Consider the following 17355-nt stretch of genomic DNA (forward strand, 5'->3'; position numbering starts at 1 on the left):
CGCACCGCACCCAGCCCACGCCGGAGCGGCCCGGAGCGGACCCCGGCCTCAGCACACCGCACCCAGCGGCACCCCGAAGCACCCGGACCCGGCAAGGACCCCAGCCCCGAAGCACCCCCGCCCCACCCCGAAGCCCCCGGAGCGGACCCCCAACCCCGCCCCACCCCACCCCCGTTCGTCTAGCATCGCCGCCATGGATGCCTCCGCCGCCGTCGCCGTCCGACTCGCGTCCGCCGCTGTGGCCCCCCTGGTCAAGAGACTCTTCGTACGGGAGGGCCCCGGCGCGCGCCTGGTCGAGGAGCCGGTGCGGATATCGGGTCTCGTCTCCTTCGGGGGCCTGCGGGGAGTCCAGGGCGTCCGGGGCGAGAAGAACAGCCTCGGCGAACAGGATCTGCGCAAGCTCACCGCCGAGCTGGTGGCCCGCGCTCTGCGGTCGTACGGCCCTCATGACGGCCCGGACGACGCCGTACGCGCGGAGCTCGCCGACGCGCTCGCCCTCGCCCTCCACAGCCTGGGCGATCTCGCGATGGACGACGTCCAGGCCGTACGCCTGGGACCTGGCGAGTTCGCCGGACGGCTGGCCCGCCCCGTCGCGCTGTCGGCGGACGCCGAGCCGTACTACGGGCCCCTGCTGGACACCGCCTGTCTGCATATTCTCAACTTCTTCACCCAGCGTTCCCACTTTGTCGCCCGCACCCTGGTGGAGCAGACCCGCTCTCTCGACCGGCTCGTCGCGATCGCCGATCTGCTCGCGGAACGCGTCCCCTCCCAGCGCGCGGAGGACACCCGTTTCGAGCAGCGGTACACCGAGCACATCACCCGCAAGCACAGCGAGCTCACCATCTACGGGCTCGATCTCGCCCAGGCCCGCGAGTGGCGGCTCGACTCCGCGTATGTCTCGCTGGAAGCCGTGGCCATGGGCGACACCGCCGTACCGCTGCCCGCTGAACGCGCGCTCGCCGGACGTGACAAGGTGCTGTTGCGCGGCGGAGCTGGCTCCGGGAAGACCACCTTGGTGCAGTGGCTCGCGGTCGCCGCCGCGCGCCAGGACTACGACGAGCTCGGCGAGCATCTCACCCATCTCATCGGCCGCCTCCCCTTCGTCCTGCCGCTCCGCCGGATCATCCGCGACGGCCTGCCGCCCACCCCCGACGACTTTCTGCGCGCCGTCCGCAGCGCCGTCGCCGGGGCCCAGCCGGACGGCTGGGCCGACCGGGTGCTGCGGGCCGGGCGGGCGCTGCTGCTGGTCGACGGCATCGATGAGATCCCGCGCCGTGAACGCGAGGAGACGCGCCGCTGGCTGCGCGAGCTGATGGGGGAGTTCCCGGGCAATCTCTGGCTGGTCACCGCCCGTTCCTCGGCGGTGGGCGAGGACTGGCTCGCGGGCGACGGTTTCACGGAGCTGACGCTCTCGCCCATGTCACGCGATGACGTGACCCGGTTCGTACGCCGCTGGCACACGGCCGCCGGTGCGGACCCCGCACTGGCCGACGCCCTCCTCGGGGCGATCCGCACCAGCGCCGACCTCGGCGGGCTCGCGGTCAACCCCTTGATGTGCGGGCTGCTCTGCGCGCTCCACCGCGAGCGGCGGGGCTTTCTGCCGCACGGCCGCCGGGATCTGTACGACGCCGCGCTGCGGATGCTGCTCGAACGCCGGGACACCGAGCGCGGCATCGCCCCGGGCGACGGGCTGCGTCTCTCGTCCGAGACCCAGACCCTGCTGCTCCAGAAGCTGGCCCACTGGCTGATCCGCAACGACAGTGTGGAGATGGAGCGCGCCGACGCGCTCACCCAGCTCGGCCGGGCGCTGGAGTACATGGCCCATGTCGACGCGCCGGTGGACCGGGTACTGCGCCATCTGCTGGAGCGCTCGGGGCTGCTGCGGGAGCCGGCGCCCGAGCGGATCGACTTCGTCCACCGGACCTTTCAGGACTATCTGGGGGCGAAGGCCCTGGTGGAGGAGGGTGATTTCCCGCTGCTGCTGAAGAACGCGTATCGCGACCAGTGGGAGGACGTGGTCCGGATGGCGGTCGCGCTGGGGCGGCCCGCCGAACGGGAGCGGATTCTGCGCGGTCTGGTCGCGGGGGTCGATCCCCAGGATCTCATCCGCCGACTGGGGCGTACGGGGGCGGGCACGGACCCCGAGTGGGCGCTGCGCCGGGTGCTGCTGGCCGCGACCTGTCTGGAGCACGCGACGGAGATCGCCCCGGGCATCCGGCGCCATATCGAGGAGCTGGTCTCGTCCTTCGTCCCGCCGAACGGTTCGCACTGGGCGCGGGTGCTCGCCGAGCAGGGCGGCCCCCGGGTCCTCGGTCTGCTCCCGGGGCCGGAGGGGCTGACGGAGCAGGAGGCTCTGCATGTGGTCGTCACCGCCGCCCGGATCGGCACGGACGCCGCCCTGCCCGTCATCGCCCGCTTCCGCGAGCATTCCTCGCTGCGGGTGCGCCGTCAGCTCACCTGGTCGTGGTCGAAGTTCGACACCCGGCAGTACGCGGATGAGGTGCTGGCCCATCTCGACCAGGGCGACCTCTACTTCACCGCCCATAACGTGGAGCATCTGGATGCGTTGAGGGCCATGGGCGGCCGGGCGCGGATCCAGCTCACTCGCGCCTATCCGCCCGAGAGCCTGGTGCGTCTGATCGACACGGAGCGGCTCACCCATCTCTGGCTGCACAGCGCCCGGACGCAGTCGGACTCCTTGGCGTGGCTGAGCGCCTTCCCCCGGCTGGAGGTGCTGGTGCTGCCCGCCACCGATGTGGCCTCGCGGCTCGGCATCCCCGGGCACATCACCGTCATAGACTCCAACGCCACGGCCAAGGACTGACGGCCACCGACACCTCCAGGACCAGGACCTGGCCCCGCCCCGGGCTCCTCAGTCCTCCTCGGAGTTGATGCGGGCGATGACCGCGTCCCGCTCCGGGGTGTCCTCCGGCTTGACCAGGCCGATCACGATGTACAGCACCAGTGAGATCGCGAGCGGCACGGACACCTGGTACTGAAGCGCCACATCGGTCCGCGCCGTCCCGTCGATCTCATAGTTGAGGAGGAAGAAGGCGACCAGTCCGGCCGCCCAGCTGGTGAGGGCGGCGGTGGGCCCCGACTTACGGAAGGGCCGGAGCAGCCCGAGCATGAAGGGGATCGCGATGGGCCCCATCAGCCCGGCCACCCACTTGATGACGACGGTGATGATGTCCTTGAAGGCGGGCGAGTTGACCTGTGTCGCGACCGCCATCGACAGGGCGAGGAAGGCGATGGTCGACCAGCGCGCGGCGAGCAGCGCGGCCCGTTCGCTCCATCCCCGGGCATTTCTGGAGAGCACCGGGGCGATGTCGCGGGTGAAGACGGCGGCGATGGCGTTGGCGTCGGAGGAGCACATGGCCATGGTGTGGGAGAAGAAGCCCACGATGACCAGCCCCAGCAGACCGTGCGGCAGCAGCTGTTCGGTCATCAGGGCGTAGCTGTCGGAGGCGTCCGGCTTGTCGCTCTTCACCAGCAGCGGCGCGCACCACATGGGGAAGAACAGCACCAGCGGCCAGACGAGCCAGAGCAGGGCGGAGAGCCGTGCGGAGCGGGTGGCCTCGCGGGCGTTCTTGGTGGCCATGTAGCGCTGGGCCTGGTTCCACATGCCGCCGTTGTATTCGAAGGTCTTGATGAAGAGGAACGCGAGCAGGAAGGTGACGGTGTAGGGGCCGGCGGTGGGCTCGGCGTGGCCTTGGAGCTGTGGTTCGTCCCAGACGGTCCACAGGGTGCTGAAGCCGTCGAGCTCGCTCATCACGGCGAAGAGCATCGCCAGCCCGGCGAAGAGCTGGATGATGAACTGGCCGAGTTCGGTGAGGGCGTCGGCCCAGAGCCCGCCGATGGTGCAGTAGACGCCGGTGATGACGCCGGTGATGAGGATGCCCTGGTTGAGCGAGATGCCGGTGAAGACGGAGAGCAGGGTGGCGATGGCGGCCCATTTGGCCCCCACGTCCACGATTTTCAGCAGCATGCCGGACCAGGCCAGCGCCTGCTGGGTCTTGAGGTTGTAGCGGGTCTTCAGATACTCCAGCGGCGAGGCGACATGGAGTTTGGAGCGCAGCCGGTTCAGCCGGGGGGCGAAGAGCTTCGCGCCGATGAAGATGCCGATGGCGATGGGGAGGGACCAGGTCACGAAGGAGGTGACGCCGTAGGTGTAGGCGATCCCCGCGTACCCGGTGAACATCACCGCGCTGTAGCCGGACATGTGGTGTGAGATCCCGGAGAGCCACCAGGGCATCCGGCCGCCCGCGGTGAAGAAGTCGCTGACGTTGTCGACGCGCTTGTGCGACCAGAGCCCGATGGCGATCATCACGCCGAAGTAGCCGATGAGCACGGTCCAGTCGAGACCGTTCATATGCCCCCTCCTGGGGTCCGCCTGGTGAACGACCGGCAGTGCACTCCGTCGGCGCGCTCGTTCCCTGGCGTCCCCGTGCGGGAGGAGGGGACTGCGGTGATTGAACTCCCCGTGCGGGGGTTGGTCAAGAGGGTCATCCTGGTCAAGGATGTGAACGCAGATCAGAAAGCAGAACGATTTTGCCTTTTCTTGGCTTACGGAGTCGTTGTCGCGCACCGGACGGCGGACCCACGATGAGCGGGCGCTTCGTCGGTACATCAGTGGGCGCGTCGGCTGTTGGGGCGCGGCTGGGCACGGCCGTCCGGGATGCGGGTCCCGTACGGCCGCGAGAAGGGGGTGAAGCAGGGGAGACGGGTTCCATGAAGGGGCTATCGCATCAGCTCCCCCGCGTTGACCAGCAGCGACTGTCCTGTGATCGCCCGTGCCCGGTCGGAGGCGAGAAACACCGCCGCCTCCGCCACATCCCCGTCCGTGGCCAGCTCGGGCAGCGCCATCCGCGCGGCGAGCCGGGCGAGCACCTCGCTCTCCGGCACCTCCTCGGTCTGCGCGGTGAACCGGACGTACGTCTGCACCGGCGGCCCCCACATCCAGCCCGGCAGCACGGTGTTCACCCGGATGCGATCGGGCCCCAGCTCCCGCGCGAGTGAGTACATCGCGGAGGTCAGCGCCCCCTTGGAGGCCGCGTAGGCCGTCTGCCGCACCTGGGAGGGGGCCGCAACGGACGACTGGGTGCCGATGATGACGACCGAGCCGCCGCGCTCGGCGAGGGCGGGCAGACAGGCCCGGGTCATCCGCAGCGTACCCAGCAGATTGACCTCGAAGACCGCGCGCCAGACGTCGAAGTCCGCGTCCGCGAGGCCCCCGAAATAGCTGTCCCAGGCGGCGACGTGGACCACGGCGTCGATCCGTCCGAACCGTTCGACGGCGAGCGCAGCGAGCGCCTCGCACTGGGACTCGTCGGTGATGTCGGTGGCCCGGTGGGCGGTACGGGAGCCGCCCGGGTCGATCTCGGCGGCGGACCGCGCGAGATTGCCCTCGGTGCGCGCCCCGAGGACCGCGTTGCCCCCGTCCCGTACGACGGTCGCGGCGACCTGATGGCCGAGTCCCGCGCCGACCCCGGAGACGACGACGGTCTTTCCTCGCAGCAGCATCGGGTGCCTCCCGGCTCTGGCGCATCATCTGACGGTTCGTCAGAGTAGGTGGGTCCACCGACGAGGGGAAGGGAGCCGTGGCGATGAGCGAGCCCGGAGCGACCGAGGACACCTGGAGCGCGACCTACGCCCGACTGGCCTCCGTCGGGCCCTATGGAGTGCGCCCCGGCCACGCCCTGATCACCATGGTCGAGCCGCACCCCGGCCATGAACGCCGCTATAACCGCTGGTACGAGGACGATCACGTCTACGCGGGGGCCATGGCGATGCCCTGGATCTACGCGGGCCGCCGCTGGGTCGCCACCCGGGAGCTCCAGCTGCTCCGCTACCCCGAGCGGTCGGCGGTCGCCCAGCCGGTCACCGCCGGCTGCTATGTCTCCGTCTACTGGATCACCGAGGGCCGGTACGCGGAGCATATGAAGTGGACCGTGGCGATCAACAAGCGGCTGAACCGCGACAGCCGGGTGTACCACGACCGTACGCATGTGTTCACGGCCTTCCAGGACCATGCGGCGACGGTCTACCGGGACGGGGCGGCCGGTCCGCGCGACTTCCACGCGCTGGACCATCCGTACGCCGGTCTGGTGGTCGAGGTCATCGACGCGGAGAGCCCTGAGCAGAGTGCCGAACTGCTGGAGTGGCTCCGGGTGAGGCATCTGCCCCGGCGGCTGGCGGGCTCGGCGGCGGCGATGGCGACGGTCTTCAGGCCGACGCCGCTGCCGGGGGACCGGATGACCTATGTGAAGCAGGTGGAGGGCGTCGGGACCCGGCTCACCCTGCTGTGGTTCCTGGAGGAGTCCCCGCAGACCTGCTGGGCGGACTCCTTCGCCGGGCTCGGGGAGGCGGTCGCGGAGTCGGGGCTCGGCCGGGTGGAGCTGGTCGCGCCGTTCATCCCGACCGTGCCGGGGACGGACCGCTATGTCGATCGACTGCGCTGAGCGAGGGGCCTCGGCGACCCGGCGGCTCGGCGACTCGGCGGCGGGCACGGCTGAGCGGAGGGGCCGAGGGGCCGAGGGGCGCGGCTGAGCCCCCTCGGCCGGGACGGCGGACCAGTCGAGAGGGCTCTTCGGTGTCGCTTATTCAGTTGTGCCACGAGCGGTACCGCCTGCGCACGCGTTGTGCGGGGAGCGTGCTGGGCGGCCTCACGCGGCTCGGCGGAGTACTCAGCCGAGATCGAACGCGCCCTGGCCCACCTCACTTACGAACGCGTTCCACGAGCCGGGGACGAAAGTGATCGCCGGCCCTTCGGTGACCTTGGAGTCCCGGACCGAGATCGCCCGCTCGATAGGGGACCTGACCTCGACGCAAGCCCCGTTCCCCCCTGAGTAGGAGGACTTCGTCCAGGTCTCCGTGGCTCCCTGAATGATGGCCATGTTCGCTCCGCTTCGGCGAGTGGTGTGAGCCAACGTTTTTGTCGGCGTGAGGGACGCTACTCGCCACCACCGGCCCATGCGGAATGGTTTCACCCGGTCGGATGGCATATTCCAGATGGCTCTTCCGCCATGTCGCGGCGGGGTGTACCTTGCGCGTCCTCACTCCCGCCCCGGGACTCCCACTCGGGACTCCCACCGCCGGTCCGCCGCTCAGCCGCTCAGCTGGTCATGTACCGCTTGACGATGTTCTCGATGAACGACCGCGTCTGGTCCACGTTCAGCGCCTGAGCACGCAGATGCTCGTACATCACGCTGTACTTGTGCACATCGTTGGCCTTCTCCAGATACAGATCGCTGGTGACGCCCTCGATGTAGACGCCGCTGGAGTCCGTCGCGTCCGGGAACTCCAGGATCGCGTACTGACCGTTGATGCCCGGATGCGCGCCCATGTCGAACGGCAGCACCTGCACCGTGACATGCGGCAGCTGGGACAGCTCGATCAGATACTCCAGCTGCTCGCGCATCAGGTTCTTGCCGCCGACGACCCGGTGCAGCGCCGCCTCGTCGATCACCGCCCACAGCCGCAGCGGCTGGCCGTCCGCCTTGACCCGGTCCTGGCGGCGCAGCCGTACGCTCACCCGCTTCTCGATGTCCGGCACGCCGCTCTCCGGCAGCGCGCCCGCGATCAGCGCCTCCGCGTACTGCCGGGTCTGCAAGAGGCCCGGCACCACCTGTGGTTCGTACACCCGAAGACTGGCGGCGTCGGTCTCCAGACCGATGTAGACGCTGTACGGGATGTCGCCGAAGGCGTGCCACCAGCCCTGCTGGCGGGAGTCCTTGGCCATCTGCATCAGCGAGTCCACGATGCGGTGGTCGTCGACCTCGTAGACCCCGCACAGATCGCGGACATCGCGCTGGCTGATGGAACGGCGGCCGTTCTCCAGCCGGCTGATCTTCGACTGGGACACCAGGAGACGCTCCGCAACCTCTTCGGCCGTCATGCCCTTGAGCTCCCGGAGCCGGCGCAGCTCCAGGCCCAATCGGCGTCGCCTGACGGTGGGATTGACGTTGGACGCCACGGAAACTGCACCTCCGGACTGCTTAGCTGAGCGTATCTACTGCTCAGCAGACTGCCACCAAAAGGCGTGGACGCGCGGTGAAACAGGCACACGGGCCGTATTCACGGCGCCGCGCACCGGGGTTTCTCCCGCACGGCGTCGTACATCTGCTCGTGCAGGGGAACGCGCGGGGCAGTGTCCTGGCTGCCCCGCGCGGTCTGTGCGGCTCTCGTCGTATCTCGTCGTGTCCTGTCGTGCGGGCACCACTGCGCCCGCACCACTGCGCCCGCACCGCGACGGCCGCCGCCCGGGCGGCTGTCGCTCAGTGCGCGGCGACGCGGGCCATGCTCCCGCGGCGCGGTTGCATCGGCACGGCCGCCTGACGGCCGCCGTTCGTCGCTGTGGGGTTACGGCGCGGCTGCGCGGCCACACCGTTCTGAACGTCCATCACGGCGTGCGCCACGAGTCCGCCCATGGGGTCGTGCCTGATGAGATCCCGCAGCCGGGATCGCGAGGAACGCCCCTCGTTGCCGGGGTAGAGATGCTTGCCGAGGCCGACCGCGTGGGCCAGCGCGGCGAGCGCCGCGGTCCGCGGGTCCGGCGGCACGCCGGTGCGGATCGCGCTGTCCAGCCGGGCTCTGATGTCCCGGCTGATCGCCGTCTCCGTCGCTTGGTAGCGAGTCGTCGGCAGCACTCCGCACATCTGGCCCGCCACGGCATGCACCATGCCGCACCGCTCCAGATGCGCGAGATAGATCTGGCGCAGCCCCAGCCGGGGCCCGCCGATCCAGTGGACGGCCCGAACCGGGCTGCCGCGTCTGCGCAGCAGTTCCAGCGCGGAGTCCAGTGTCGGATCTCCGGTCGGCCGTGGCATCACCACGGCGATACGATCCCCGTCAGGGGCTATCCGTCCTGCCAGAGCCAGCTCTACTAGCTGGGCTCCGGCAAGGCCGAGGTCGAGGGACTGCGGCTGCGCTGTGGTGCCCGTGGCCGGGTCCAGAGCGAGCAGCAGAAGCTCCTCGGGAATTGTTCTGCGGCTCCTGCCCATCCATGCCTCCCCGCGTGGATGAATGACAGGGTGACCCCTCTCACATTGGTCTGTCGAGAGCGCCTGGGGGCTTTGTATGGGAACCGTTAGGTATGTCGTTCTCGTCTAGCCCCGGGAGCCGTGTTCTCACACAGGACACTGAGAGATGGTTCGGACAACACGGGCTGCCGATGGACAGCGATTCGTAGTGCGCCCTTATGGCAGTGGCGCATGACTCATGGAGGAGGCACGGTGGCGGGCGAGTCCCCCGACAGGTCGGAGCAGCGGAAGTCGTCGGGGGAGACGGCTCGGGGCGAACGCGATCCGCGGGACGCCGTGCGCGACCGGGCGGGGTCATCGGGCGCGGATCAGCCGACGGCGGTCTTCAGGCTCCCGGAGGAGCCGGAGCGCCGTGCCGGCGGCGAGACGCCCGAACCGGGCACCGAGACGGGCTCGGTGGAGAAGGACCGGCGGCTGCGGTCGGCGGTGGCGGCATGGGTGGCGTCGGCGGACGACGAGCCGGGGGAGTCCGCGGGCGACGCGGACGGTGCCGGCGGTGCCGGCGATGCGGACGTGGCCGAGGAGACGGCTGTGCTGCCGGCGCCGGTGAAGCCGGAGGAGAAGCCGGACGCGAAGGCGGAGCCGGAGCCCAAGCCGGGCACGGACTCGGACTCGGACTCGGACTCGGACTCGGACTCGGACGCGAAGCCTGGCACGGACGCGAAACCGGACGCGGACCCGAAGCCGAAGCCGGACGCGAAGTCCAAGCCGGACACGGCCCCGAAGCCGGTCGAAAAGCCGAAGCCGAAGCCGGGCACGGCCCCCAAGCCGGACGCGGACACGGACGCGAACCCCGGTACGGACGCGGAGCTCAAGGCGGACACGGACGCGAAGTCCAAGCCGGACACCACCCCCGGCCCCCGCCCCGAGCCCGCCCCCGCCGAGGCCGCGCCGAAAACCCCCTCTGCGCGAAACGGTTCTTCCGACGACGACAGCCCCACCACGGCGCTCAAGGTCCCCCCGGCCCCCCGCTCCGAGGCATCCCCGGCATCCCCCGTCCCGGCGGCTGCCGCCGAGCGCCCCAGTGTCTTCGTACCGCTGCGCGGCGACGACGCCGTACGGACCCCGTCGTGGGGCCAGGACAAGGGCAAGACCAAGAGCGAGCCCGAGCCCGAGCCCGAGTCCGTGCCTGAGTCCGAGCCCGTGGCCGACGACGAGCCCACCACCGCCACCCCGGTGCCCGCGGCCCTCGCCGAGAACGAGCGGACCCGGCAGCAGCCGCTGCCCCCGCAGCCGCCCCTCGATTTGCTGGCCGAGCTGACGAACACCCCGCCGACCCCCGTGCGGTCGGCGATGCGCAGAGTCAGGATCTGGACCCCGCTGGTCTTTCTGCTGCTGATCGTCTTCGCGGTCGCACAGGTGCTGCGCCCGCTGCCCGCGCCCTCGCTCGCCCTCACCGGAGACGCGGTGTACACCTTCGGCGGCGACAAGCTCGACCTGCCCTTCCCCGACGACGGCCAGGGCGCGGTCATGGTCGAGGGCATCGGGACCGTCGGTGTGTACGGCGCGCAGAAGCCCGCGCCGATCGCGAGCGTCGCCAAGACGATGACGGCGTACGTCATCCTCAAGGAGCACCCCCTCACCGGCAAGCAGGCGGGGGAGAAGATCATGATCGACAAGCGGACCGACGAGGGGTACGAGAAGGGGCTCGCCAACTTCGAGTCCGTGGTCGACGTCAAGGAGGGGACCGAGTACACCCAGCGGCAGATGCTGGAGCTGCTGATGATTCCGTCCGCGAACAACATCGCGCGGCTCCTCGCCCGCTGGGACGCCGGGTCCGAGAAGGCATTCATCAAGAAGATGAACGACGCCGCCGCGGACCTCGGGATGAAGGACACCGTCTACACGGACCCGAGCGGATTCACCCAGACCACCCTGTCGACCCCGCGGGACCAGCTCAAGCTGGCCGAGGCGGTCATGCAGTTCGACGTCTTCCGCGAGATCGTCGACACGACCATGCTCAATATGCACGGCATCGACGGCACGATCTACAACAACGCCGACGCCGCTCTGCTGGAGCCGGGGGTCAACGGCGTCAAGACCGGCTCGTCCACCCCGGCCGGCGGCAATCTGCTCTGGTCGGCCAGTGCGGAGGTGGACGGCAAGATCTACCGCATCCTCGGCATGACCATGGGCGTCCAGAAGGCGTCGAAGCTGGAGAAGAAGAAAAAGCTGGCCATCGAGCACAGCATCCGGGTGATCAAGGCGGCCCAGCAGGGCCTCACCACGACCACCGTCATCAAGAAGGGCCAGGTCGTCGGCGAGCTCGACAACGGTCTCGGCGGCACCGTGCCCGTGGTGGCCACCAAGGATCTGAAGGCGGCCGGCTGGGGCGGTCACCGCGTCGAGGTCGCGATCGACGACCTCGGCGAGACCCTGCCCCACGCGGCCTCCGCGGGTGAGGTCGTCGGCGAGATCTCGGTGGGCTCCGGTTCGGCGAAGACCACCGCGCCGGTCGCGCTTCAGCAGGATGTGTCGGAGCCCGGTTTCGGCGAGAAACTGACCCGGGTCGGCTGAGCCGGGGCCCGGGCCCGTACGCTCACGGGGGTGTTCCGGACCGCCGGAGCGCCCCCCGGACCGATGTCCGGGCGGCTCCGGAACCGGCAGCCGGGCAACTTCGGGACCGATGGACGGCGTCCTGGACAGTGAGCTCCCCCGGCGGGGACCGGACGAGAAGTACGGGCAGACGTGACGACCGAACACGGACGGGGAGAGCGCCTCGTGAGTACTGCTGAGCCGGTTCGCACCGACGGCCACAGCATCCGGCAAGGAACACAGGCGACGCAGGCGACACAGACGCCACAGGCGACTGCTTCGCGGTCCGGCGGGGACCCGGAGAGACCGGGCGGCACGGGGGTGCTCGCCGATCTCTGGGACCGGCTGACCCGGCGTCCCGTCCTGGTCACGACGGTGCTCGCCGCGATCGTCCATCTGCTCTGGTTCCTGTTCTTCGCCAACAGCGGCGGCGATCTCGCGGCCCAGGACGCCTGGACGGAGTTCGTCGGCCGCCACCCGGACTCGGCGTACAACCTGGCCTGGTACGGCGGGATGCACCCGGTCTCGTACAGCGTGGTCTCGCCGTATCTGATGTCCCTGATCGGCGTCCGCCCCACCATGATGGTCGCGGGCACGGTCTCGGCGGCGCTGACCGCGCTGATCCTGGTCCGGGTGCGGGCCGTGCGCAATCCGCTGGTGTGCTCGCTCGCCGGGGTCTTCGCCTTCCTCTGCAACGCGCTGTCGGGCCGGGTCACCTTCGGCCTCGGCATGATGTTCGCGCTCGGCGCGGTCGCGGCGGTCTTCTGCTGGCCCCACCGCTGGCGGTACAAGCGCTGGGCGAAGGCGGCGACGGCGGCCCCGCTCGCGGCCCTCGCCACCGCCTCCAGCCCGGTCGCGGGACTCTTCCTCGGCGTCATAGCCGCCGCGCTCTTCCTCAACAAACGCAGGCCCGGGGCGTACGCGATCGGTCTCGCGCCGGTCGCCGTCGTGGCGCTCTCGTCCTGGCTGTTCCCCTTCTCGGGTACGCAGCCGATGTCGCTCGGGTCGACCTCGCTCCCGTTCGTCTACGGGCTCGCGGTCTTCCTCCTCGTACCGAAGGAGTGGCGCACGGTCCGGGTCGCGGCGGCCGTCTACTCGATCGGCACCCTGCTGACCTGGGCGATCGACTCCCAGATCGGCTCGAACATCTCACGGCTTCCGATGCTCTTCGCGGGTGTGGTGCTGCTGGCGGCGCTGCCGTACACGGTGCCGCGCTCCCGTAAGTGGTACGCGCTGGCCGTCGCGTTCATAGGGCTGAACGCCTGGATCGGCTTCAAAGCCGTCGACGATCTCGTCCGCACCGCTCCGACCGCGTCCTGGAACTTCGAGCTCGCGCCGCTGGTCAACAAGCTCCAGGAAGTGAACGCCGAACGCGGCCGGGTCGAGGTGGTCCCCGCCAGCAGCCACCGCGAGGCGTCCGCGCTCGCGCCGTACGTCAATCTGGCGCGCGGCTGGAACCGCCAGGCCGATATGAAGCGCAACCCGATCTTCTACGACGAGGACACCCCGCTGACCTCGGCGGACTACCGTGCCTGGCTGGAGCGCTGGGCCGTGCACTATGTGGTGCTCCCGAACGGTTCCCCCGACTCCAGCGCCCGGCAGGAGGCGGAGCTGGTACGGGGCGGGCTGCCGTATCTGGAGCGGATCTGGGGCGACGAGAACTGGCAGCTGTTCGCCGTGCGGAACCCGGTGCCGCTGGCCGAGCCCTCGGCCGTCGTGCGCGAGGCGGGCGCGGACGAGGTCCGGATCCGGCTGACGGAACCGGGCCGGGTGCTGATCCGGGTGCCCTACTCGCCGTGGCTGAGCCTGGTCGACGAGAACGGCGACAAGGTGGCGGGCCCGCAGGAGACGGCGGAGTCCCAGCGGCGGCCCGAGGGGGCGCCGAAGACCTTCGACAACACCGAGGGCTGTCTGATCAAGGCGGAGGAGAACGCGGAGGGCGACGAGTGGACCGAGCTCGTCGCGCCCCGGGCCGGTGAGTACCGGCTGGCCGCGCCGTACGACTTCCCGCGCGGCACGCCCTGCCCGGAGGAGCTCCACTAGGGCGTCGCTGCTCTCTCGCGGCCTGATCCCGTCCCGCCCCTGTCGGAGTGCGGTCCACTGATGCATAGTGGACTCGTTTCGCCGGCATACCGAACAGTCGGTATTAGGACCGCGGGTGTGGGATGGCATGCGAACGATGCGGTGGCGCGGGTGGTGCGCTGCCGGGGATGAGATGCCCGGAGTGCGGGGCGGGCTCGGGCTCCGCCGTCCCGGACGGGTCGCGGGGGTCGCCGGCCGGGGGCTGGGTGGCGCGGGAGACGGTGCTGGGGCGGCTGTCCCTGCTGTCACGCTCGGGAAAGCTGCTGCTGGCGGGCGGGGTCGCGCTGACCGCGCTGGCGTTGGCGGCGTCGGTGGTCACGCTGTCGGGGGACGGTTCGGCTGGTTCGTCTGGTTCCTCCGGGACTGAGCAGGTGGCCGGGTCGGGGACGCCGGCCGACAGGCCCGGGGATCTGAGGGGCGTGCCGGAGCGGATCGAGCCGTCGGCACCGCCGTCGCCGCTGTCCCCGCGGCTGCCCTCGCCGCCGTCGAGCGCCGCGCCGGGTACGCCGGACGCCTCTGCGGACACTCGTGAGGAGGCTCCTGCGGACGCTTCTGCGGATGCCCCCGCGGACACTCGCGCGGACCGTGAACGCCCACCGTCCACGGGCCGTCCGTCGCCCCGTAAGACCCCGGTGTACCGGGCCTGGGCGGGCCCCGGCTGTTCCGGCGGCGGGCGCTACCAGGAGCACGGCCGCTACCGGGACGGCGAGGACGGCTGGTACACCCGGGACGGCGGGGGCCACCGGGGCGACGGCTGCGACGGGCGCTTCAGCGCCGTTCCGATGTCGGGGAGCGCGTCGAAGGACAGCGGCGGCGCGGCGACCTGGTCGTGGTACGTCGGCAGCGGCTATACGCGGTGCTCGCTGGAGGTGGTGGTGCCCCGGGGACGGCGGGACGCCGACGCGGCGGGCGACCCGACGGTGTACCGGGTCCTCGCGGACCCGGACGACGCGCACAGCTCGCTCACCGTCTTCGAGATCGACCAGACGGCGCTGCGGGGCCGGACCACGACCGTCCGGAACCTCCCGGTCCACGACCAGCGCCTGACGGTGCGGCTCCTGGACCGGGGCGAGGACTGGGGCGGCTCCCGGGAGGGCGCGCACCACGCGGCGGCGCAGATGCGGGCGGAGTGCCGGGACTGAGCGGCCGGGGCCGGGGCACCTGGACGCGGGGACGGGCGGGGCGGCGGTTACCCGTCACCGCCGCCCCCGGACCTGGAGGCCGCCCCCCGGCCGGTCCGCCCACCGTCCACCGTCCACCGTCCGCGCGGCTCTACTCCGTACGCAGTCCCTCCGGCCGCATCATCCGCCAGAGCGGCGGCAGGCTGAGCAGGGTGACGAGCAGGATCAGCGCGACCCCGACCCCGGTGACCGGCAGGAACACCCACCAGTCCGCGACCGGTTCGCCCACCATGGCCAGCAGGACCACTCCGAGCACCAGCCCCCCGAGGACGGCGAGCGTCAGCCCGAGCAGAACCGGGATGGCCGTCTGCCAGAGCACCGACCAGCTCAGCGTGGCACGCCGGGTGCCGAAGGCGACCAGCACGGAGAGCAGCCGCCGGCGGTCGCGGAGCTGCTCCAGTGTGGAGACCAGCAGCGAAGCGCCGATCAGCAGCATCGTCAGGGTCGCTCCCACGAAGAGCCCGGTGCGCACACTGGCGAACTGGCTGGTGTACTTGGTGTCGTGGAGCGCGTCCACCTGGGCGAGCGGGTCGAGACGGGCCGCTGTGTTCCGGACGTATTCCTCGGCTTCGGGCACCTCGGCGTCGAGCCGGAGCAGCGTGCTCACCGTGGGCCGCGACAGCTTGGCGAGATCGACGGCGGACGGGGTGGCCAGCACCCCGCCCGTCTGCTCGCCCATGGGCCCGGTGCGCATGCTGACCTGCTCGGCGGAGGCGGGAACGCGCCACAGCACCGCTTCGGTCTTCAGCGGCTCGCCGTCCGGCCCGAGGCGCTCCTCCGCGAGGTCGACCCGCTCACCGGCGCGCGGGAGATAGGGGTAGGAGTTCAGCTCGCGCTTCTCCCGGACCGTGAAGACGTCGCCGTCCTCGCAGGAGGGCAGGCTCGCCAGCTCGCGCAGCGAGGGACAGTCGCCGACGGTGAGCCGGGTGAAGGGGATGAAGTCCTCGTCCGCGCGCCGGGGTCCGGGACGGCTGATGGTCGCCTCGATGGTCCCGAACACGGCGTCGACGCCCTTGGTCCCGGCGTACGCCTCGAAGACGCGCGGCGCGACGGAGCCGTCCCGTACATCGGCGCGCGACGACAGCTGGGCCCGGCCGCTGTCCGCGCCGGTCGACAGGGTGAACCGGCTCTCGACGGAGGTGAACAGCATCTGGAGCGCGATGGCCCCCGCCGCGGCCACCACGATGCCGCTGACCGCGCGGGCCGCCGTGCCGCTGCTCAGCTGGAGCCGGCGGATGGCCAGCTGCCAGGGGACCGGGCCGCCGTCCAGCCGGCTGACCACGGCCTCCACCAGCCAGGGCACCAGCACGGTGACGCCGATGAGCACGAGGATCGCGCCGGCGGCGATCTGGTACGTGGCGATGTCGGCGCTCCCCATGGTGACCTCGCCCGCCTGGAGCAGCAGCAGCGCGAGGCCCACGGCCGGGGCGAGCAGCCGCCACCACACCCGGCGGCTGCTGCTCGCGGCGGCGTTCCGTACGACGCCGAGCGGTTCGATCGCCACATCGCGCAGGGCGAAGAGGGTGACCGCGACCGAGGCGATCGGCACGGCGGCGGAGATCAGCACGGCGAGCAGAGGGTTCGGCACGATATCGACGGAGAAGGCGTTGACATCCCAGATCGTCACCTCGCTCGCCGACAGGCGTGCCAGCGCGAAGAGCACCGCCCCGGCGGCCAGCCCGAGCAGCGCCCCGCCGAGCGACTCGCCCGCCGCGATTCTGCGGGTCGTCGCGCGGTCCGCGCCGACCAGCCGCAGCGCGGCCAGCCGCCGGTCGCGCTGCTCGCCGCCGAAGCGCACGGCGGTGGCGATGAAGACGGCCACCGGCATCAGCAGGGCCACACAGGCCATCAGAATGACGAGCAGCAGCACCGCGCCGAGCGGTTCGCCCTGCTGCTTGACGCCGCCGAACGCATCGCCGCGCCCGTCCGCGCTGTCGTCGTCGAGGGAGGTGACGCCCGCGTAGTAGCGCAGCTCGCCCGGCCCGATCAGCCCGGTGTCGCCGATGGTGACGGTGGTCCGGTAGGGCAGCCGGTTCTTGAGCAGCGCGCTGTCCGGGGAGGCGAGCAGTTCGGCGAGCGCGGGGGAGACGGCCATCTCGCCGGGGCCGGGCAGCCGTGTCAGCCCGGGCGGGGCGGCGGTCGGACCCCGGCCGTCCGGGCGGAAGACGGTCCCGGTGATCACATCGCCGCGGTAGCGGGTCTCGGTCTCGGCGAAGAGGAACGAGCGGTCGGACGGCGGCTTTCCGTCCAGGGCGCTCACCCGGCGGTCGTCCTCGCGGGCGTCCCGGCTCTGGAGGGCGTGCGGCAGGGACGCGGCCACCAGCAGCAGCGAGACGCCCAGCCCGACGCCGATGGCGGTGAGCGCGGTACGGGTCCAGCCGCGCCGGCCGCCGGTGACGGCGAACCGGGCGCCGAGGGCGAGATCGCGCACCCAGCCGCGTACCCCGGTGGCCTCGGTACGGCCGACCTCGATGGCGCGGCCGGGGTCCACGGCCCCGGTCCTGAGGCCGCCGGAC

At 71.1% G+C, this 17355-nt stretch carries 11 protein-coding genes; 5 read left to right on the forward strand and 6 right to left on the reverse strand.

Translation table 11 applies throughout. The features are described 5' to 3' along the window. Positions 1-193: 193 nt before the first annotated feature. On the forward strand, positions 194-2824 hold the full coding sequence (locus FF041_RS00035; RefSeq protein WP_153520436.1) for an NACHT domain-containing protein: 2631 nt from the start codon (positions 194-196) through the stop codon (positions 2822-2824). Positions 2825-2872: 48 nt separating this feature from the next. Here the strand turns inward: FF041_RS00035 and FF041_RS00040 are convergent, their stop codons facing one another. Together FF041_RS00040 and FF041_RS00045 are read right to left on the reverse strand one after the other, a co-directional pair. Then, complete coding sequence (locus FF041_RS00040) at positions 2873-4372, reverse strand: sodium:solute symporter family protein (RefSeq protein WP_153520437.1); 1500 nt, start codon at positions 4370-4372, stop codon at positions 2873-2875. A gap of 368 nt (positions 4373-4740) precedes the next feature. Beyond that, positions 4741-5523, reverse strand: a complete 783-nt coding sequence (locus FF041_RS00045) for an SDR family oxidoreductase (RefSeq protein WP_153520438.1) — start codon at positions 5521-5523, stop codon at positions 4741-4743. Positions 5524-5606: 83 nt separating this feature from the next. Between FF041_RS00045 and FF041_RS00050 the strand changes: the two genes are divergently transcribed. After that, on the forward strand, positions 5607-6461 hold the full coding sequence (locus tag FF041_RS00050; RefSeq protein ID WP_153520439.1) for a hypothetical protein: 855 nt from the start codon (positions 5607-5609) through the stop codon (positions 6459-6461). Between the two features lie 225 nt (positions 6462-6686). Here FF041_RS00050 and FF041_RS00055 read toward each other — a convergent pair whose 3' ends face one another. The 3 genes from FF041_RS00055 to FF041_RS00065 all read right to left on the reverse strand — a co-directional run bounded on the left by FF041_RS00055 (position 6687) and on the right by FF041_RS00065 (position 9002). Then, complete coding sequence (locus FF041_RS00055) at positions 6687-6896, reverse strand: DUF397 domain-containing protein (RefSeq protein WP_153480820.1); 210 nt, start codon at positions 6894-6896, stop codon at positions 6687-6689. A gap of 218 nt (positions 6897-7114) precedes the next feature. Further along, entirely contained in the window at positions 7115-7975 is an 861-nt protein-coding gene (locus FF041_RS00060; protein WP_323390828.1) for a helix-turn-helix domain-containing protein, read from the reverse strand. Between the two features lie 301 nt (positions 7976-8276). Then, positions 8277-9002 (reverse strand): GOLPH3/VPS74 family protein, encoded by a 726-nt coding sequence (locus FF041_RS00065; RefSeq protein WP_153480819.1) that lies wholly within the window; start codon positions 9000-9002, stop codon positions 8277-8279. 210 nt (positions 9003-9212) lie between these two features. Between FF041_RS00065 and FF041_RS00070 the strand changes: the two genes are divergently transcribed. The 3 genes from FF041_RS00070 to FF041_RS00080 all read left to right on the forward strand — a co-directional run bounded on the left by FF041_RS00070 (position 9213) and on the right by FF041_RS00080 (position 14800). After that, positions 9213-11558, forward strand: coding sequence for a serine hydrolase (locus tag FF041_RS00070; RefSeq protein WP_153520440.1), 2346 nt, complete (start codon positions 9213-9215; stop codon positions 11556-11558). Between the two features lie 204 nt (positions 11559-11762). Then, a complete protein-coding gene (locus FF041_RS00075; protein WP_407698089.1) occupies positions 11763-13619 on the forward strand; it encodes an MFS transporter in 1857 nt (618 codons plus the stop codon). Positions 13620-13786: 167 nt separating this feature from the next. Beyond that, entirely contained in the window at positions 13787-14800 is a 1014-nt protein-coding gene (locus FF041_RS00080; RefSeq protein ID WP_228387927.1) for an adhesin, read from the forward strand. A 130-nt stretch (positions 14801-14930) separates the two neighbouring features. Here FF041_RS00080 and FF041_RS00085 read toward each other — a convergent pair whose 3' ends face one another. Then, complete coding sequence (locus tag FF041_RS00085) at positions 14931-17330, reverse strand: ABC transporter permease (RefSeq protein WP_323390830.1); 2400 nt, start codon at positions 17328-17330, stop codon at positions 14931-14933. Between the last annotated feature and the right edge of the window lie 25 nt (positions 17331-17355).

The sequence above is a fragment of the Streptomyces jumonjinensis genome, assembly GCF_009600885.1.
In the GTDB taxonomy this organism is placed as follows: Bacteria; Actinomycetota; Actinomycetes; order Streptomycetales; family Streptomycetaceae; genus Streptomyces; species Streptomyces jumonjinensis.